General features: G+C 55.5%; 19 protein-coding genes and 1 other annotated feature. All 19 genes read left to right on the plus strand.

The genetic code is table 11. The annotated features are described in order from the left end of the window. Positions 1-7 precede the first annotated feature (7 nt). The 19 genes from NSQ51_RS05445 to NSQ51_RS05535 all read left to right on the plus strand — a co-directional run bounded on the left by NSQ51_RS05445 (position 8) and on the right by NSQ51_RS05535 (position 17,558). Positions 8-724 carry a DUF881 domain-containing protein gene (locus tag NSQ51_RS05445; RefSeq protein ID WP_033016142.1) on the plus strand — a complete coding sequence of 239 codons (717 nt, stop codon included), beginning with the start codon at positions 8-10 and terminating at the stop codon, positions 722-724. Position 725: 1 nt separating this feature from the next. Continuing rightward, positions 726-1,088, plus strand: coding sequence for a small basic family protein (locus tag NSQ51_RS05450; protein ID WP_033011310.1), 363 nt, complete (start codon positions 726-728; stop codon positions 1,086-1,088). A 191-nt stretch (positions 1,089-1,279) separates the two neighbouring features. Further along, entirely contained in the window at positions 1,280-2,548 is a 1,269-nt protein-coding gene (ftsA, locus tag NSQ51_RS05455) for a cell division protein FtsA (RefSeq protein WP_049624367.1), read from the plus strand. A 27-nt stretch (positions 2,549-2,575) separates the two neighbouring features. After that, positions 2,576-3,709 carry a cell division protein FtsZ gene (gene ftsZ / locus NSQ51_RS05460; protein WP_033011308.1) on the plus strand — a complete coding sequence of 378 codons (1,134 nt, stop codon included), beginning with the start codon at positions 2,576-2,578 and terminating at the stop codon, positions 3,707-3,709. A 211-nt stretch (positions 3,710-3,920) separates the two neighbouring features. Beyond that, positions 3,921-4,832, plus strand: coding sequence for a sigma-E processing peptidase SpoIIGA (gene spoIIGA / locus NSQ51_RS05465; protein ID WP_033016138.1), 912 nt, complete (start codon positions 3,921-3,923; stop codon positions 4,830-4,832). A gap of 50 nt (positions 4,833-4,882) precedes the next feature. Beyond that, positions 4,883-5,602 carry an RNA polymerase sporulation sigma factor SigE gene (gene sigE / locus NSQ51_RS05470; RefSeq protein ID WP_033011303.1) on the plus strand — a complete coding sequence of 240 codons (720 nt, stop codon included), beginning with the start codon at positions 4,883-4,885 and terminating at the stop codon, positions 5,600-5,602. A gap of 120 nt (positions 5,603-5,722) precedes the next feature. Further along, on the plus strand, positions 5,723-6,502 hold the full coding sequence (gene sigG / locus NSQ51_RS05475; protein WP_033016141.1) for an RNA polymerase sporulation sigma factor SigG: 780 nt from the start codon (positions 5,723-5,725) through the stop codon (positions 6,500-6,502). A 95-nt stretch (positions 6,503-6,597) separates the two neighbouring features. Then, complete coding sequence (locus NSQ51_RS05480) at positions 6,598-6,840, plus strand: YlmC/YmxH family sporulation protein (protein ID WP_033011301.1); 243 nt, start codon at positions 6,598-6,600, stop codon at positions 6,838-6,840. Between the two features lie 151 nt (positions 6,841-6,991). After that, complete coding sequence (pgeF, locus tag NSQ51_RS05485) at positions 6,992-7,816, plus strand: peptidoglycan editing factor PgeF (RefSeq protein ID WP_033016140.1); 825 nt, start codon at positions 6,992-6,994, stop codon at positions 7,814-7,816. After that, positions 7,813-8,487, plus strand: a complete 675-nt coding sequence (locus tag NSQ51_RS05490) for a YggS family pyridoxal phosphate-dependent enzyme (RefSeq protein WP_033011299.1) — start codon at positions 7,813-7,815, stop codon at positions 8,485-8,487. The genes pgeF and NSQ51_RS05490 overlap by 4 nt, the downstream gene beginning before the upstream one ends. A 12-nt stretch (positions 8,488-8,499) precedes the next feature. After that, positions 8,500-8,931 carry a cell division protein SepF gene (locus NSQ51_RS05495; protein ID WP_033011296.1) on the plus strand — a complete coding sequence of 144 codons (432 nt, stop codon included), beginning with the start codon at positions 8,500-8,502 and terminating at the stop codon, positions 8,929-8,931. A gap of 3 nt (positions 8,932-8,934) precedes the next feature. After that, the gene (locus tag NSQ51_RS05500) at positions 8,935-9,207 is read left to right on the plus strand and encodes a YggT family protein (protein WP_033011295.1); all 273 of its coding nucleotides are present in this window, start codon (positions 8,935-8,937) and stop codon (positions 9,205-9,207) included. 101 nt (positions 9,208-9,308) lie between these two features. Beyond that, positions 9,309-10,082 (plus strand): RNA-binding protein, encoded by a 774-nt coding sequence (locus NSQ51_RS05505; RefSeq protein ID WP_053532303.1) that lies wholly within the window; start codon positions 9,309-9,311, stop codon positions 10,080-10,082. A gap of 76 nt (positions 10,083-10,158) precedes the next feature. After that, complete coding sequence (locus NSQ51_RS05510; RefSeq protein WP_147432129.1) at positions 10,159-10,671, plus strand: DivIVA domain-containing protein; 513 nt, start codon at positions 10,159-10,161, stop codon at positions 10,669-10,671. A 97-nt stretch (positions 10,672-10,768) separates the two neighbouring features. Next, positions 10,769-10,989: a binding site (T-box leader), on the plus strand. 52 nt (positions 10,990-11,041) lie between these two features. Then, the gene (gene ileS, locus NSQ51_RS05515; protein WP_033016132.1) at positions 11,042-13,816 is read left to right on the plus strand and encodes an isoleucine--tRNA ligase; all 2,775 of its coding nucleotides are present in this window, start codon (positions 11,042-11,044) and stop codon (positions 13,814-13,816) included. 84 nt (positions 13,817-13,900) lie between these two features. Beyond that, positions 13,901-14,392 (plus strand): signal peptidase II, encoded by a 492-nt coding sequence (lspA, locus tag NSQ51_RS05520; protein ID WP_080706535.1) that lies wholly within the window; start codon positions 13,901-13,903, stop codon positions 14,390-14,392. Further along, positions 14,393-15,307 (plus strand): RluA family pseudouridine synthase, encoded by a 915-nt coding sequence (locus NSQ51_RS05525; RefSeq protein ID WP_033016129.1) that lies wholly within the window; start codon positions 14,393-14,395, stop codon positions 15,305-15,307. It abuts the gene before it with no gap. Between the two features lie 252 nt (positions 15,308-15,559). Then, the gene (gene pyrR, locus NSQ51_RS05530) at positions 15,560-16,099 is read left to right on the plus strand and encodes a bifunctional pyr operon transcriptional regulator/uracil phosphoribosyltransferase PyrR (RefSeq protein WP_033016128.1); all 540 of its coding nucleotides are present in this window, start codon (positions 15,560-15,562) and stop codon (positions 16,097-16,099) included. 157 nt (positions 16,100-16,256) lie between these two features. Continuing rightward, positions 16,257-17,558, plus strand: coding sequence for a solute carrier family 23 protein (locus NSQ51_RS05535; RefSeq protein ID WP_121649918.1), 1,302 nt, complete (start codon positions 16,257-16,259; stop codon positions 17,556-17,558). Positions 17,559-17,724 lie beyond the last annotated feature (166 nt).

A 17,724-nucleotide genomic window follows, 5' to 3' on the forward strand; every position in this document is an offset into this window, starting at 1 on the left:
AAGCGCATTGGAGCGAAAAAGACAGCTGTATTTTGCCGGGATTGCCGGCGTGTTCGGATTGATGCTGGCCGTCGGGATGCGGACGACGCTGCCTTCGGAAGAGCGCGATACGCGCGACATTTGGGAGCTGCGCGCCGATTTGACAAAGGAGCAGAAGCTTGAACAGCAGCTGCTTGAGGAGCTGGAACGCTACGAGGCGAAATTGCGCCATTACCGGCGCGAGGAGCAGGAAGACGGTGAGGCGGCGCTCGAGGAGACGGTCGCCGAGCTTAGGGAAGAAGCCGGACTGACCGAGGTGAAAGGGCGCGGCGTGGTGCTGACGATCGCGCCGTTTGCGGCTGGCGGCTACGTCGGTCCGGTCGCCCAAACGGTGTCGCCGGAGCTGTTGCAGCGGTTGGTAAATGAATTGAACAAATATGGAGCAAAGGAAATCGCCATTAGCGGCGAGCGGCTGACGAACCAGACGGCGATTCGCGATGTCAACGGGGTGACGAAAGTCGGTCGCCGGCCGCTTCAGCTGCCGGTTGAGGTGAAGGCGATCGCGGACGATGCGGACAAGCTGTATAGCGGTTTGACGGTTTCGCCGATTCGGGATGATTTCATCGTCGAAAACTTGGAGCTTTCGATTTCTAAGCCGAAACCGATGATCGCCATTCCGCCGTCAACCGAGCGGCTGGAGGTAAAATACATGGAGACGACGAGCGCCGGCAAGGAGGAGAAATAGCATGTGGCTTCCGCTTCTCGGATTGTTGCTCGGGTTTGCCGTCGGCGTCCTGGCCGGCTGGGAAGTTCCCGATCAGTATTCCAGTTATTTGTCGATTGCCATTTTGGCCGCCTTTGATACATTAATAGGGGGATGGCGCGCCCATTTACAAGGAACGTACGACGAAACAGTATTTATAACCGGGTTTTTTTTCAATATCATCCTTGCCACAACTTTGACTTTTCTTGGGGTGCATCTTGGTGTAGACTTGTATTTGGCGGCCGTCTTCGCGTTTGGCGTCCGCCTGTTTCAAAACATTGCCATCATCCGTCGCCTTTGGCTTGCCGAATGGGCGGAGCGGCGGGAAAATCGCGAAAAAAGTTAAGCGGAAGAGAGGAAAGTGTCTTCCTGTGTTGAATTATATGGAGTAAAACAAAATGCGATGTTCTTGCGAAAATCGCGAGCTGGATATAGACGAAGAGATGGACAGGGAAATTTCAGCCGAAAAAGGAGGTGTCGCTGCTTACTGAAACGTCGGCTGACATCGGCGCGTTTTTAGTAGGCAGATGCCAAAAGATGAGCAGCAATGAGATCGTCGTTAGCCTGGATGTCGGAACATCGAGCGTCAAAGTCATCATCGGGGAAATGTTGGGCAGCTCGATTAACATTATCGGAATCGGCAATGTGAAATCAGAAGGGCTCAAAAAAGGCGCGATTGTTGATATAGATAAAACGGTGCAATCGATCAAGCGCGCGGTCGAACAAGCGGAACGGATGGTCGGCCTTTCGATCCGCCGCGTGATTGTCGGGGTGGCGGGAAGCCATATTCAGCTGCATGACTGCCATGGCATCGTTGCAGTTGCCAGCGAAAACCGCGAAATCAGCGATGAAGACGTTGCCCGCGTCATCGATGCGGCGCAAGTCGTTTCCATCCCGCCGGACCGGGAAATTATCAGCGTCGTTCCGCGCCAGTTTATCGTCGACGGCTTAGACGGCATCCACGACCCACGCGGCATGATCGGCGTCCGCTTGGAGATGGAAGGGACGATGGTGACCGGAGCGAAGACGATTTTACATAATCTCCTTCGCTGTGTGGAACGTGCCGGTTTGGAAATCAGCGACATTTGCCTCCAGCCGTTAGCGGCCGGTTTGCTGGCATTATCCGACGATGAGCGGCACTTGGGCGCCGCGCTCGTCGATCTGGGCGGCGGTTCGACAACGGTCGCTGTCTTTGAGCAAGGGGCGTTGCAAGCTGTCTCTTCACTGCCGGTCGGCGGGGAGCATATTACAAAAGATTTGGCCATCGGGCTGCGGACAACAACGGAGGATGCGGAAAAAATCAAATTGAAGCACGGGTATGCGTTTTACGACTACGCTTCGGACGAAGAAGTGTTCAGCGTGCCGGTCATAGGCAGCGATCAACACCAGCAGTTCAGCCAGCTTGAGATCGCCGATATTATTGAGGCGAGGATGGAGGAAATTTTGCAAATGGTTCAACATGAAGTGCGCCGGCTTGGCTTTCGCGACCTTCCGGGCGGCTATGTGCTGACCGGCGGCGTGGCGAATATGCCGGGAGTGTTGGAGTTGGCTCACGTCGTCCTAGGGACGAGCGTCCGTGTTGCCATGCCGGATTACATCGGCGTGCGCGACCCGCAATACACGATCGGCGTCGGCCTGCTCAAGTTCGCCTACCGGCAGGCGCAGCTGCAAGGGAAAACCGTCCCGGCGGCGGCCGCGGCGGAGCCGGCCGAGCGCCCGGCGCCAAAACAACCATCGAAACCGAAAAAGAAAGAAGACCATTTCGGGAAGAAGGTCAAGAAATTTTTCGGTTCTTTCTTTGAATAGAGATTGAAATTTTAGGAGGATTTGGCCATGTTGGAGTTTGAGACAACAGTCGATCAGTTGGCAACGATCAAGGTGATTGGGGTCGGGGGCGGCGGCAACAACGCCGTCAATCGGATGATTGAACACGGAGTGCAAGGCGTTGAATTTATTGCCGTCAATACCGATGCACAGGCGCTCAATTTGTCGAAGGCGCCGACGAAACTGCAAATCGGGGCGAAGCTGACACGCGGCTTGGGTGCGGGAGCGAACCCAGAAGTTGGAAAAAAAGCAGCTGAGGAGAGCAAAGAGCAAATTGAAGAAGCGCTTCGCGGCGCCGATATGGTGTTTGTCACCGCTGGCATGGGCGGCGGCACGGGAACTGGGGCGGCGCCCGTCATCGCCCAAATCGCCCGCGAATTAGGAGCGCTCACGGTCGGTGTCGTCACGCGCCCGTTTACGTTTGAAGGGCGGAAGCGGGCGACGCAGGCCGCAAGCGGCATCGCCGCCATGAAAGAGGCGGTCGATACGCTCATCGTCATTCCGAACGACCGGTTGCTTGAGATTGTTGACAAAAATACGCCGATGCTTGAGGCGTTCCGCGAAGCGGACAATGTGCTGCGCCAAGGGGTGCAAGGCATTTCCGATTTGATCGCTGTGCCGGGGTTGATCAACCTTGACTTCGCCGATGTGAAAACGATCATGTCCAACAAAGGCTCGGCGCTGATGGGCATCGGGATTGCCAGCGGCGAAAACCGAGCGGCGGAGGCAGCCAAAAAAGCCATTTCCAGCCCGCTGTTGGAGACGTCGATCGACGGGGCGCAAGGCGTGCTCATGAACATCACTGGCGGCATGAACTTAAGTTTGTACGAAGTGCAGGAGGCCGCCGACATCGTCGCTTCGGCGGCCGATCAAGAAGTGAATATGATTTTCGGCTCGGTCATCAACGAAGACTTAAAAGACGAAATTGTCGTCACTGTCATCGCGACCGGGTTTAACGAAAACGTTGCTTCGCAGCCGCGGCCGCCGCGCGCCGGCATCGGGACGGCGCCGAAAGTGACGCCGGCGCCGAAGCGGGAAAAGCGCGAAGAACCGGCGCAAGATTATGCGGCGCTCCGGTCCGGGCAGGCGGAAGACCCGCTCGATATTCCGGCGTTCTTGCGTAACCGCAACCGTCGCCGTTGAGGAGCTATCGGGCATGAACAAGCCGTGTTCATGCCTTCTTTTTTTGCCCTCGCCCCGCGCTTCAAAGGGCGGTTTTCCTCGTTCGCACGTTTCCCCTCGCTTTGACAAAACATTCTGTTTTTCACCACCACCAATTGACAGACTTTCCAACGGGATATGCTATATACTTGTTTCAGACAAAAGCCGATGGGGCGGGGGAGGGGCTTGCCGGTTGGTTGTGTATCTTGATGTCATTTGGCTTTTGAACGTCTGTTTTGATGCAATGCTTCTTTGGCTGACAGCGCTCATGCTTAAGCGCCCGATCGTCTGGTGGCGGCTGTTGGCCGGAGCGTTGATCGGGTCGCTGCTTGTGGTGCTGCTGTTCACCCCGTTGTCCGCCATCGCCCAGCACCCGCTTGCCAAAATGGCCGCCTCGATCTTGATTGTGCTCTCCGCTTTTGGCTTTAAGCGGCCGCGCTATATGATCGAGAACATGCTGGCGTTTTACTTTGCCACGTTCGCTGTCGGGGGCGGCATGCTGGCGGTTCATTATTTTTTCGCCGAGCAACTGTCCGTGCAGAACGGATTATTGATGATGCATCCCCCCGGGGCGGGCGACCCGGTAAGCTGGCTGTTTGTCCTCGTCGGGTTTCCGGTGTTGTGGCTTTTTTCCCGCCGCCGTGTGGAACAGATTCGCGAGAAAAAATTGCGCTTCGAACATATTGTAGATGTCATTGCTGTTTGGGAAGGCCGGCCCCTTGCCCTAAGAGGGCTCATCGACAGCGGCAACCAGCTGTTTGACCCAGTGTCCAAAACGCCGGTGATGATCGTGGACCGGGAAAAAGCGAAGGACGTGCTGCCCGAAGAGCTGATGGCCTATATGGCAGCCATGACGGTTGACGACCCGCCCGAACAGTGGGCCCATCGTCTTCGTCTCATTCCATACCGCGCAGTGGGCAGCGGCCCGCAAATGATGATGGCGGTAAAACTAGACCGCATCGCGCTGTCATACGAAAACGAGTGGCTTGAGGTGAAACATGGGCTTATGGCCTTAAGTGCAGACCCGCTTTCAGCCGACGGAGAATACGATTGCATCATCCACCCGAAAATGGTGCAGGCGGGAAGAAAGCTGACCGCTTCATAGGTCGTTACTATATCATACTCGCGTTTTATCCGTTTAGAAGGGGGATTTTGATGAAAAGATGGAAACTTCGGTTCATGTATTGGCTGTATAAGCTGCTGGCCAAACTTGGGTTGAAGGCCGACGAAATTTACTATATCGGCGGCAGCGAGGCGCTTCCGCCGCCGTTGACGAAAGAAGAGGAAGAGCAGTTGATCGAACGGCTGGCCACCGGTGATGAGACGGCGCGGTCGCTGCTCATTGAACGCAATTTGCGGCTTGTCGTCTACATTGCGCGCAAGTTTGAAAACACCGGCATTCACATCGAAGATTTGATCAGCATTGGAACGATCGGCTTAATCAAAGCGGTCAATACGTTTAACCCGGAGAAAAAAATCAAGCTGGCGACTTATGCATCACGCTGCATTGAAAACGAAATTTTAATGTATTTGCGCCGCAACAATAAAGTGCGGGCGGAAGTGTCGTTTGACGAACCGCTCAATATCGATTGGGACGGCAATGAGCTGCTGCTGTCCGATGTGCTGGGAACGGAAGACGACGTCATTACAAAGGATTTGGAGGCGGACGTCGACCGGCGGCTGCTGTTAAACGCCTTGCACCAGCTGAGCGACCGTGAAAAGCAGATTATGGAATTGCGCTTTGGTTTGTCAGGAGGGGAGGAAAAAACGCAAAAAGATGTCGCTGACTTGCTCGGCATTTCGCAATCGTACATATCGCGGCTCGAGAAGCGGATCATTAAACGGTTGCGCAAAGAGTTCAACAAAATGATGTAGCAAGCGGCGGGAGTGGACGCTCCGCCGCTTTTTTTCGCTCGGACAGGCTGTGCATATTTTTCCCTCCTAGGGAGATACTGAAAACTGACGACTTAGCATCTCCTGATGGGAGGGAACAACTTGACGAGGAACAAAGTCGAAATTTGCGGTGTAGACACTTCAAAGCTTCCCGTCCTCAACAACGAGGAAATGCGGGAGCTGTTTCGCCGGATGCATGAAGGGGATTTAGAAGCAAGGGAAAAATTGGTAAACGGAAACTTACGCCTCGTGTTAAGCGTCATTCAACGCTTTAACAACCGCGGCGAGTTTGTTGATGATTTATTTCAAGTTGGCTGCATCGGACTCATGAAATCGATTGATAATTTTGACCTTAACCAAAATGTGAAATTTTCCACTTATGCGGTGCCGATGATCATTGGCGAAATCCGCCGTTACTTGCGCGATAACAATCCAATTCGCGTCTCGCGCTCGCTGCGCGACATCGCTTACAAAGCGCTGCAAGTGCGGGAACGGCTCATGAGCGAGACGGCGAAAGAGCCGTCGACGAAAGATATTGCGCGGGAACTCGGCGTCGCCCACGAGGAAGTGGTGTTTGCCCTTGATGCCATTCAAGACCCTGTTTCCTTATTTGAACCGATATACAACGACGGCGGCGATCCGATTTATGTGATGGACCAGCTTAGCGACGAGCGCAACCGCGACATCCAATGGATCGAAGAAATCGCTTTAAAAGAAGGGCTGCGGCGGTTGAATGAGCGAGAGAAAATGATTATCCGCAAACGGTTTTTCCAAGGAAAGACGCAAATGGAAGTCGCCGAGGAAATCGGCATTTCCCAGGCGCAAGTGTCCAGGCTTGAAAAGGCAGCGATCCGGCAAATGAATAAAAACATCCAAGTGTGAACGGCTGCTCGGGCAGCCTTTTTTCTTTGGCACATAACCGGTTGGGCGGTGCATATAGATGAAAAAAGAGGAGAGGAAAGGCGGGGGACTGAACCGTGATGAGAATTTCTGAGTTTCAAACGAAAGATGTCGTCAATGTGGCCAACGGGAAGAAGCTTGGCAACATCGGGGATATTGACATCGATTTAGATACAGGCAAAATCCGTTCGCTCATTATTTTAGGCTCCGGAAAGATGCTCGGGTTGTTCGGGCGTGAAGAAGCGGTCGTCATTCCGTGGCAAAACATCGTCAAAATCGGAGCGGATGTCATTTTAGTCCGCCTGCATGATGCCGACTGAGCGGCCCGCGCAATGAGCGGCATATTGAGTGGCGGGATTGCACCAATGTTTCGACAAAATCGCAAATAAAGGTTATCACAAACGAACAAACTATGATAAAATAGGAAAAAAAGTGATAAAAACCTACAAAAACAGCGTGAGGTTGACGCGAATGCCGGACATTTTTCAACAAGAAGCTCAAGGATGGCTCCGCTGCGGGGCGCCCCCGTTTGCCGGAGCAGTCGCCGGGTTGACAACGAAACAAGGCGGAGAAAGCGAAGGGCCGTTCGCCTCGCTGAATATGGGGCTGCATGTCGGCGACGATCGCATGCATGTCGTCAACAACCGCCGCCGTCTGGCTGAATGGCTTTCTGTTCCGCTCGATCATTGGGTGTGCTGTGAGCAAGTGCACGGCGCCGTGATTCGGAAAGTGACGAAAGGCGATCGGGGGAGCGGGGCGCACGACTTCGCTGCAGCGGTCCGGGGGGCTGACGGGCTGTATACGGATAAGGCGGGGGTATTGCTCGCACTTTGTTTTGCCGATTGTGTGCCTGTCTATTTTATCGCGCCATCGGCGGGCCTAGTCGGCCTTGCCCACGCCGGCTGGCGGGGGACGGCGGGCGGCATTGTCCAAAACATGGTGCGGCTTTGGCAGGAGCGCGAACACATTGCCCCGTCCGACATCTATGCCGCGATTGGACCGGCCATTGGCCCATGCTGTTACACGGTTGATGACCGGGTGATCGATGGCCTGCGTCCGACTCTTCCTGCGGGCGGCCCGTTGCCGTGGCGCGAAACAAGCCAAGGGCAGTATGCGCTTGATTTAAAAGAGGCCAACCGGCTGCAGCTTGCGGCCGCCGGGATTCCAGACTGCCATATTTATGTGTCGGAACGCTGTACAAGCTGTGAGGAGACGTTGTTTTTTTCCCACCGCCGCGACCGTGGGACGACAGGGCGGATGTTGGCGTTTATCGGCCGAAGGGAGGAAACAGCATGACCGTACGCGACAACTTGGCAGCCGTTCGCCAACGCATCGAGGCGGCTTGCGCCCGCGTCGGCCGCAATCCGGCCGACGTACGCATCGTTGCTGTCACGAAATATATTGATGCCGAAAGGGCGCTTCATGTGCTTGACGCCGGCATTGCCGACCTCGGCGAAAACCGCGCCGGCCAGCTACTTGAAAAGTATGAACGGATCGGGGACCGGGCGGTGTGGCATTTTATCGGGACGCTTCAGTCGCGCAAGGTGAAGGACATTATCGATAAAGTCGATTACATCCATTCGCTTGATCGCCTGTCGCTGGCGAAAGAAATTGAAAAGCGGGCGGTGCGGCCGGTGAAATGTTTTGTGCAAGTGAATGTATCGGGAGAAGCGACGAAGCACGGCCTCTCTCCTGACGAGACCGTCCCGTTCATCGATCAGCTCCGTTCGTTTTCGCACCTTGAGGTCGTCGGATTGATGACGATGGCCCCGCATACGGATGACGAGGCGGTATTGCGCGCCTGCTTCCGGCAATTGCGGGTCTTGAAAGAGCGCGTTCAGGCGCTCCGCTGGCCGCATGCGCCGTGCACGGAGCTGTCGATGGGCATGTCGAACGATTACGAGATCGCCATTGAGGAAGGGGCGACGTTTGTGCGCATCGGCAGCGCGCTTGTCGGATCATTGTAGGAGGTGAACTTGATGGGGTTGATGAAAAAATTTCGCGATTATTTTTTAGAAGAAGATTACGAAGACTATGAAGAAGAATACGAAGCGCCGCAGCCGGAAGAGGAGGCGCCGCTGCTGAAGGCGGCAAACAAGGCGAACGTCGTCAGCTTGCAAAGCGTGCAAAAATCGGCGAAAGTCGTGCTCGCTGAGCCGCGGGTGTATGCGGAGGCGCAGGAAATCGCCGATCATTTAAAAAGCCGGCGGGCGGTCATCGTCAATTTGCAGCGCATCCAGCATGAGCAGGCGAAGCGGATCGTCGACTTTTTAAGCGGCACGGTGTACGCCATTGGCGGCGACATTCAGCAAGTTGGCACGAAAATCTTTTTGTGCACCCCGGACAACGTCGACGTCAGCGGCGCGATTTCGCTTGACGGCGAGGATGACAGACCGATAAAGAGGTGGTAGTCGTTGGATTATGTGCTTACGTTTTTAACGACCTTGATTCAAGTATATTCGTACGCTTTGATCATTTACATTTTGATGTCTTGGTTTCCGAATGCGCGCGAAACGCGGTTCGGACAAATGCTTGCCGCCATTTGCGAGCCGTATTTGGAACCGTTTCGGCGTGTCATTCCGCCGCTTGGCATCATTGACATCTCTCCGATCATCGCCTTTATTGTCCTTGAATTTGCGACAAGAGGGCTGTATGCGTTGTTTGACATCCTCGAAGCGCAGTTTTAGCAGCCGGACGGAACGCGCGTCGTTTGGCCCGGCGCAGGCGGGCGGAATAGCGGGAGGAATCCGTTCCGGGTTCCTTTCTTTATGAGGCAAGGTGAATGGGAATGGAGCTGTATCAGCACTTCCGCAAAGAGGAACATCAATTCATCGATCATGTAATAGAATGGAAGGAAATGGTAGAACGTCAGTACGCTCCGAAGCTGACCGATTTTCTTGATCCGCGCGAGCAGCAAATCGTGCAAAGCATCGTCGGCAGCGACGGAGACGTGCGCGTGTCCTTTTTCGGCGGCGCTTTGTTTGTCGAGCGGAAGCGGGCGCTTTTGTATCCGCCGTATTTCGAACCGAATGAGGAGGATTATGACATCGCCTTGTTCGCTGTCCGCTATCCAGGCAAATTCGTTTTCCTTGAACACCGCGACGTCTTAGGAGCGCTCATGTCGCTCGGCTTGCGGCGGGGCAAGTTCGGCGACATTCTCGTCCAAGGAGGAGAGATCCAATTTTTTGCCGCCGCCGAGGTGGCCGATTACATTCGCCTCCATGTCGGGACGATCGGCAAAGCGCCGGTTTCGCTTGAGCTGTTGCCGCTGTCAGCTGCCATGCCGCTTGCCGAAACGTGGGAGGAAGGAACGGTCACGGTGTCTTCTCTAAGGCTCGATGCGGTGCTTGCCCAGGCGTTCCGCCTCGCGCGCGAGAAAGCGAAGACGCTCATTGAAAGCGGGCTCGTCAAAGTGAACTGGAAGGTGGTGGACAAGCCCGAATTTGTATGCGGGCCGGGCGATGTCCTGTCGGCGCGCGGGTTTGGTCGCTGCAAGCTGTTTTCCGTCGAGGGGATGACGAAAAAAGAACGCTGGCGCATCCGGCTGGGCCGTCAAAAATAATCGAATCGCAGCAGGAAATGGGCTGATCGTGTCGAATGAAGGAAGAAAAGGAATGATGGAGACGGAGGTGGCCATTGTGCCGTTAACGCCATTGGATATTCACAATAAGGAATTCAGCCGCGGATTTCGCGGGTATGACGAAGATGAAGTGAATGAGTTTTTGGATCAAATTATTAAAGATTACGAAATGCTCATCCGTGAAAAAAAGCAGCTGGAGGAAAAAGTGGCCGAACTGACGGAAAAATTGAATTACTTTTCCAACATTGAAGAAACGTTAAATAAGTCGATTCTTGTGGCTCAGGAAGCAGCGGAAGAAGTGAAGCGCAACGCACAAAAAGAGGCGAAGCTGATCATTAAAGAAGCGGAGAAAAACGCGGAGCGCATCATCGGCGACGCGTTGGCCAAATCGCGGAAAATCGCGTTGGAAGTCGAAGAACTCAAGCGGCAGTCGAAAGTGTTCCGCGCTCGCTTCCGCATGCTCGTTGAGGCGCAGCTCGATATGATCAACAGCCGTGACTGGGACGAGTTGATGGAATACGAGACGCCTGATCTCGAAGAAGAGGTGAAAGAGCCGTTGTCTCAGCCTTGACGAACCGAGGCCATGTCGGGTATAATCATTGGCAAAAATCACTGCACCAGCCGCCGTGGGAGGCGGTTGGCTTTTTTCAGGATGAATAGCGAAATAGTCATCGACGATGAAAGGGATAGTAGCTCTTGAACGACCGGTCGCAGCGAGCTGGGGATGGTGGAAGCCTGGCATCGGCGCAAGAGTGAACATCACCCTGGAGTTCCATGCCGAACATCCAGTAGGCCATGGCGCGTCATTCCCGTTACGAATGAAAAGTGGGCTGTGCGTCGTTTGCATGGCCAAGAAGGGTGGTACCGCGAGACCGTTCTCGTCCCTTGCCGGGGGAGAACGGTTTTTTATTTGGAATCTAGCGTTCGAAGGAGGAGCAAGGATGGATTACAAAGAGACGCTGCTTATGCCGCAAACCGAGTTCCCGATGCGCGGCAACTTGCCGAAGCGGGAGCCGGAGATGCAAAAAAAATGGGAGGAAATGGACATTTACCGGAAAGTGCAGGAGCGGACGAAAGGGCGTCCGTTGTTCGTGCTGCATGACGGCCCGCCGTATGCCAACGGGGATATTCATATGGGCCATGCGCTGAACAAAATTTTAAAAGACATCATCGTCCGCTACAAATCGATGAGCGGCTATTGCGCGCCGTACGTGCCGGGCTGGGATACGCACGGCTTGCCGATCGAAACGGCGCTCGCGAAGCAAGGCGTCGACCGCAAATCGATGAGCGTCGCCGAGTTTCGCAAGTTGTGCGAGCAATACGCGTACGAGCAAATCGACAACCAGCGCCGGCAGTTTAAGCGGCTCGGCGTGCGCGGCGACTGGGACAACCCGTACATTACGCTCAAGCCGGAGTACGAAGCCCAGCAAATTAAAGTGTTCGGCGAAATGGCGAAAAAAGGGCTCATTTACAAAGGGTTGAAGCCGGTCTATTGGTCCCCGTCAAGCGAATCGGCGCTCGCTGAAGCGGAAATCGAATATAAAGACAAGCGTTCGCCGTCGATTTATGTCGCCTTCCCGGTGAAAGACGGCAAAGGCGTGCTTGAGGGCGATGAGCGAATCGTCATTTGGACGACGACGCCGTGGACGATTCCGGCGAACTTGGCGATCGCGGTTCATCCGGATTTGGATTACCATGTTGTCGATGTCAGCGGAAAACGGTATGTCGTCGCCGCCGCCTTGGCGGAATCGGTGGCGAAAGAAATCGGTTGGGACGCATGGTCGGTCGTCAAAACGGTCAAAGGAAACGAGCTTGAATACGTCGTGGCGAGACATCCGTTTTATGAGCGCGACTCGCTTGTCGTCTGCGGCGAACACGTCACGACCGACGCCGGCACGGGCTGCGTCCATACGGCGCCGGGCCACGGGGAAGACGACTTTCTCGTCGGGCAAAAATACGGGCTTCCCGTTCTTTGCCCGGTCGACGAGCGCGGCTATATGACGAGCGAAGCGCCGGGGTTTGAAGGAATGTTTTACGAAGACGCCAACAAGGCGATTACACAGAAGCTTGAGGAAGCCGGCGCTTTGCTGAAGCTTGGGTTTATCACCCACTCGTATCCGCACGACTGGCGGACGAAGCAGCCAACGATTTTCCGGGCGACAACGCAATGGTTTGCGTCGATCGATAAAATCCGCAGCGAGCTGCTTCAAGCGATTAAGGAAACGAAATGGATTCCGGAGTGGGGGGAAATCCGCATCCACAACATGGTGCGCGACCGCGGCGACTGGTGCATTTCCCGCCAACGCGCCTGGGGGGTGCCGATTCCGGTCTTTTACGGCGAAAACGGTGAACCGATCATCACCGATGAGACGATTGAGCATGTGTCGAACTTGTTCCGCCAATACGGGTCGAACGTCTGGTTTGAACGCGAGGCGAAAGACTTGCTGCCGGAAGGATTCACTCATCCGTCAAGCCCGAACGGCATCTTTACGAAAGAAACGGACATTATGGACGTCTGGTTTGACTCCGGTTCGTCGCACCAAGCCGTGTTGGTCGAACGCGATGATCTCGCGCGCCCGGCTGATCTGTACTTGGAAGGGTCCGACCAATATCGCGGCTGGTTCAACTCATCGCTGTCCACCGCCGTTGCCGTCACCGGCAAAGCGCCGTACAAAGGCGTGTTGAGCCACGGCTTTGTCTTGGACGGCGAAGGGCGGAAAATGAGCAAGTCGCTCGGCAACGTCGTCGTGCCGGCGAAAGTAATGGAACAGTTCGGCGCTGATATTTTGCGCCTTTGGGTCGCGTCGGTCGACTACCAAGCGGACGTGCGCATCTCCGACCATATTTTAAAACAAGTGTCGGAAGTGTACCGAAAAATCCGCAACACGTTCCGCTTTATGCTCGGCAACTTATTCGATTTTGACCCGAGCGAAAACGCCGTGCCGGTCGGGGAGCTGGGCGAAGTCGACCGCTACATGTTAGCGAAATTAAATAAACTCATCGCTAAAGTGAAAAAGGCGTATGACAGCTATGATTTTGCTGCTGTTTATCATGAGATGAACCATTTCTGCACCGTCGAGCTGAGCGCGTTTTACTTGGATATGGCGAAAGACATTTTGTACATCGAAGCGGCCGACTCGCGCGCCCGCCGCGCCGTGCAGACCGTATTGTATGAAACGGTCGTCGCATTGGCGAAGCTCATCGCGCCGATTTTGCCGCACACGGCCGATGAAGTGTGGGAGCATATCCCGAATCGAAGAGAAAACGTCGAAAGCATCCAGCTCACCGATATGCCAGAGCCGATCGCAATCGACGGCGAAGAAGCGCTGCTTTCGAAATGGGATGCGTTTATGAATGTGCGCGATGATATATTAAAAGCGCTCGAGAACGCGCGCAACGAAAAAGTGATCGGCAAATCGCTGACCGCGAGCGTCACCGTCTACCCGAAAGACGAGGCGCGGAAGCTGTTGGCGTCGCTTAATGCCGACTTGCGCCAGCTTCTCATCGTTTCCGCGTTTTCCGTTGCCGATGAGCCGTATGACGCCGCGCCGGCCGAAGCCGAGCGGCTCGACCACGTGGCCGTCCTCGTCCGCCCGGCGGAAGGCGAGACGTGCGAGCGGTGCTGGACGGTGACTCCAGCTGTCGGACAAGATCCATCCCACCCGACGCTTTGCCCGCGCTGCGCACATATCGTGAATGAACATTATTCAGCGTAACGAAAAGCGGCAGGCTGCCCCAAGGTAGCCTTGCCGCTTCATTTGTTTACCATGGCGAATTATGCTACAATGCAAAAAGGATGAATGAGAAGGACAGGGGGATTTGGCACGGTGGCATACTATTGGCTCGCGGCGGCGGTCATCATCCTCGATCAATGGACGAAATGGCTTGTCGTCCGCTATATGCGGCTTGGGGAAAGCATCCCGATCATCGACAACGTGCTCTACATTACGTCGCACCGCAATCGCGGCGCGGCGTGGGGCATACTAGAAGGGCAGTTTTGGCTCTTTTATTTAATTACGGTGATCGTCGTGGCGGCGATCGTGATTTACATCCGCCGCCTGAAGCCTTCCGAGCGCCTGGCCGGCGTGGGGCTTGGGCTGATGCTCGGCGGGGCGATCGGCAATTTTATCGACCGCGTATTCCGAAAAGAAGTGGTCGACTTTATTCATACGTACATCGGCACGTACAGCTTTCCGGTGTTCAATATCGCCGACTCGGCGCTGACCGTCGGCGTCATCTTGCTGTTTGTCCATATGTTTTTTTTCGCGACACCAGAGAAAGGGAATGAGTAGATGGACACGATCACGTTTCACATCGAAGACGAATATGACGGCGAGCGGATCGATAAAGTGATCGCGGCGCTAAATGACGAATGGTCGCGTTCGCAAGTGCAGCAATGGATCAAAAGCGGGCTTGTGACCGTCAATGGCGAGACGGTCAAGGCGAACTACAAATGCGAGGCAGGCGACGCGGTCGCCGTTTCACCGCCGGAGCCGGAGCCGCTCGAGGTCGAGCCGGAGCCGATTCCGCTTGACATTTATTATGAGGATGAGGATGTCCTTGTCGTCAACAAACCGCGCGGCATGGTCGTCCACCCGGCGCCCGGGCATATGCGCGGCACGCTGGTGAATGCGCTTCTCGCCCATTGCCGCGACTTGTCCGGGATCAACGGCGTGCTTCGCCCCGGCATCGTCCATCGCATTGACAAAGACACATCAGGACTATTGATGGTGGCGAAAAACGACGCCGCCCACCGCTCGCTCGTCGAGCAGCTGGTGAACAAAACGGTGACGCGCCGCTACAAGGCGATCGTCCACGGCGTCATTCCGCACGATTATGGCACGATCGATGCCCCGATCGGCCGCGACAAGCGCGATCGAAAGAAAATGGCCGTCACCGAAGAAAACGGGAAGGAAGCGGTCACCCATTTCCGCGTGCTCGAGCGGTTTCGCCATTATACGTATGTGGAGTGCCAGCTGGAAACGGGGCGGACGCACCAAATTCGCGTCCATATGAAATACATCGGCTACCCGCTCGCTGGCGACCCGCAATACGGGCCGAAAAAAACGCTCGCCATCGACGGCCAGGCGCTGCACGCCGGGGTGCTCGGCTTCCGTCATCCGAGAAGCGGCGAGTATTTGGAATTCGAAGCGCCACTGCCGCCGGAGTTTGCCGAGCTGCTTGACTGGCTGCGAAAAAACGATTGACAAACGAACACGCCCCCTTTACAATGAAAACAGGTGAACAGGAACCTTTAAGTTCAGTCCTGTGAGGCTGAAAAGGGGTCGGAATGACAAAGAAGGGCGATGTATGCCCATCTTGTTTGGCGATAAGCGCGCCATCCCCCGCTTCACAGGCGGGGGATTTTTTATGAAAACAGGCGGGAACGGCCTGGTTGGCGCGCCGCCTGCGGAAACACGCTGGCCGCGGCGTGCATGCGCTGTTAGGAGGTGGACGGAATGCAAAAGGCGGTCGTGATGGACGAACAGGCGATTCGCCGCGCTTTGACGCGCATCGCCCACGAAATCATCGAACGAAACAAAGGCATTGACGGCTGCGTGCTTGTCGGAATTAAAACGCGCGGCATTTACTTGGCGCGCCGCTTGGCGGAGCGGATCGAGCAAATTGAAGGGGCGTCCGTTCCCGTCGGTGAGCTTGACATCACCTTGTACCGCGACGATTTGACCGTGAAGACGGACGACCATGAACCGCTTGTGAAAGGAACGAATGTGCCGTTTCCGGTGAGCGAGCGGAATGTCATTTTAGTCGATGATGTGCTGTTTACCGGCCGGACGGTGCGGGCGGCGATGGATGCGGTCATGGATTTGGGCCGCCCGTCGCGCATCCAGCTCGCCGTGCTTGTCGACCGCGGCCACAGGGAACTGCCGATCCGCGCTGATTTCGTCGGCAAAAACGTGCCGACCTCCCGTTCGGAGCTGATTGTCGTCGAGCTTTCCGAAGTGGACGGCGTTGACCAAGTGTCGATTCATGAGAAATAAAACAGCTCCCTTTTAAGCGCAGTCCCGTGAGGCTGCAAAAGGGGCGGAATCGTTTCGGGCGTTTCTGCACCCTCTTTGCGCCTTCATGGGCAAAGAGGGTGTTTTTGTGCACACTAAAAAACGAACTTCGCTCATTTGGCGAAAGGAGAGGCGAAAGATGAACAAACCGGTGTTGGATATTCAAGACCGCCCGACTGTGGGGCAATGGGTGACGTTAAGCTTGCAGCATTTGTTCGCCATGTTTGGGGCGACGATTTTAGTGCCGTACTTAGTCGGGTTGGATCCGTCGATCGCCTTGCTGACAAGCGGGTTTGGAACATTGGCGTTTTTGCTCATTACGAAATGGCAGGTGCCGGCGTATCTTGGCTCCTCGTTCGCCTACATCGCGCCGATCATCGCGGCGAAAACGGCCGGCGGCCCGGGAGCGGCGATGATTGGCAGCTTCCTCGCCGGATTGGTGTACGGGGTTGTCGCCCTCATCATTAAAAAAGCCGGCTACCGCTGGGTGATGAAGCTGCTGCCGCCGGTTGTCGTCGGTCCGGTCATCATCGTCATCGGTCTCGGCTTAGCCGGCACGGCGGTCGGGATGGCGATGAACGGCCCGGACGGCAAATACAGCCTGCTTCATTTCTCGGTGGCGCTTGTGACGCTCGCGGCCACGATCGTCTGCTCGGTGCTTGCGCGCGGCATGTTGAGCTTGATTCCGGTGCTTGTCGGCATCGTTGTCGGCTACGTTTACGCCCTCGCTGTCGGACTGGTTGACTTGTCGAAAGTGGCGGCGGCGAAATGGTTCGAATGGCCGGATTTCTTGATTCCGTTTGCCGATTATCCGGTGCGCATCACTGCCGAGATCGTCATGCTCATGGTGCCGGTGGCGATCGTCACCTTGTCCGAGCATATCGGCCACCAGCTTGTGTTAAGCAAAGTCGTCGGCCGCGACCTCATTCAAAAACCGGGGCTGCACCGCTCGATTTTAGGGGACGGAACGGCGACGATGATCTCCGCCTTGCTTGGCGGTCCGCCGAAAACGACGTACGGGGAAAACATCGGTGTGCTGGCGATCACCCGCGTCTACAGTGTCTACGTGCTGGCCGGCGCGGCGGTCATCGCGATCGCTTTCGGCTTCGTCGGCAAAATCACGGCGCTGATCAGCTCGATTCCGACGCCGGTCATGGGCGGTGTGTCGATCTTGCTGTTTGGCATCATCGCCTCGTCCGGACTGCGCATGTTGATCGACAGCCGCGTCGATTTCGGCCAGACGCGCAATTTAGTCATCGCCTCGGTCATCTTGGTCATCGGCATCGGCGGAGCGGTGCTGAAAATCAGCGACAGCTTCCAAATCACCGGGATGGCGCTCTCGGCCATTGTCGGCGTCCTGCTCAACTTAGTGCTGCCGGGGCGTCCGCAAGAAGCGGAAAACTTATTTGAAGCTGAAAACGATAGCGGCGATGTTGCCTAAATCGAATACAAAACACCTTTTAATTAAGTCCCGTGAGGCTTAAAAAGGTGTGAAAACAGGCGCATCCAGGGCCGGAGTGCACCTTCTCCGTTCTGCCATGCGCCGATCGTCACACCTTGCCCAGCCGGCAAGGTGTTTTTTTGCAAAAAAAAGAAAGGGAGAGAGG

Origin of the sequence: Geobacillus sp. FSL K6-0789 (assembly GCF_038593135.1) — a bacterium.
GTDB classification, from domain to species: domain Bacteria; phylum Bacillota; class Bacilli; order Bacillales; family Anoxybacillaceae; genus Geobacillus; species Geobacillus stearothermophilus.

Bases quoted from the DNA above. Each gene is read 5' to 3' on its own strand.
- NSQ51_RS05450 (WP_033011310.1), top strand. From the start codon at position 726: ATGTGGCTTCCGCTTCTCGGATTGTTGCTCGGGTTTGCCGTCGGCGTC.
- ftsA (WP_049624367.1), top strand. From the start codon at position 1,280: ATGAGCAGCAATGAGATCGTCGTTAGCCTGGATGTCGGAACATCGAGC.
- ftsZ (WP_033011308.1), top strand. From the start codon at position 2,576: ATGTTGGAGTTTGAGACAACAGTCGATCAGTTGGCAACGATCAAGGTG.
- sigE (WP_033011303.1), top strand. From the start codon at position 4,883: ATGAAAAGATGGAAACTTCGGTTCATGTATTGGCTGTATAAGCTGCTG.
- pgeF (WP_033016140.1), top strand. From the start codon at position 6,992: ATGCCGGACATTTTTCAACAAGAAGCTCAAGGATGGCTCCGCTGCGGG.
- NSQ51_RS05490 (WP_033011299.1), top strand. From the start codon at position 7,813: ATGACCGTACGCGACAACTTGGCAGCCGTTCGCCAACGCATCGAGGCG.
- NSQ51_RS05495 (WP_033011296.1), top strand. From the start codon at position 8,500: ATGGGGTTGATGAAAAAATTTCGCGATTATTTTTTAGAAGAAGATTAC.
- NSQ51_RS05505 (WP_053532303.1), top strand. From the start codon at position 9,309: ATGGAGCTGTATCAGCACTTCCGCAAAGAGGAACATCAATTCATCGAT.
- ileS (WP_033016132.1), top strand. From the start codon at position 11,042: ATGGATTACAAAGAGACGCTGCTTATGCCGCAAACCGAGTTCCCGATG.
- lspA (WP_080706535.1), top strand. From the start codon at position 13,901: ATGAGAAGGACAGGGGGATTTGGCACGGTGGCATACTATTGGCTCGCG.
- NSQ51_RS05525 (WP_033016129.1), top strand. From the start codon at position 14,393: ATGGACACGATCACGTTTCACATCGAAGACGAATATGACGGCGAGCGG.
- pyrR (WP_033016128.1), top strand. From the start codon at position 15,560: ATGCAAAAGGCGGTCGTGATGGACGAACAGGCGATTCGCCGCGCTTTG.
- NSQ51_RS05535 (WP_121649918.1), top strand. From the start codon at position 16,257: ATGAACAAACCGGTGTTGGATATTCAAGACCGCCCGACTGTGGGGCAA.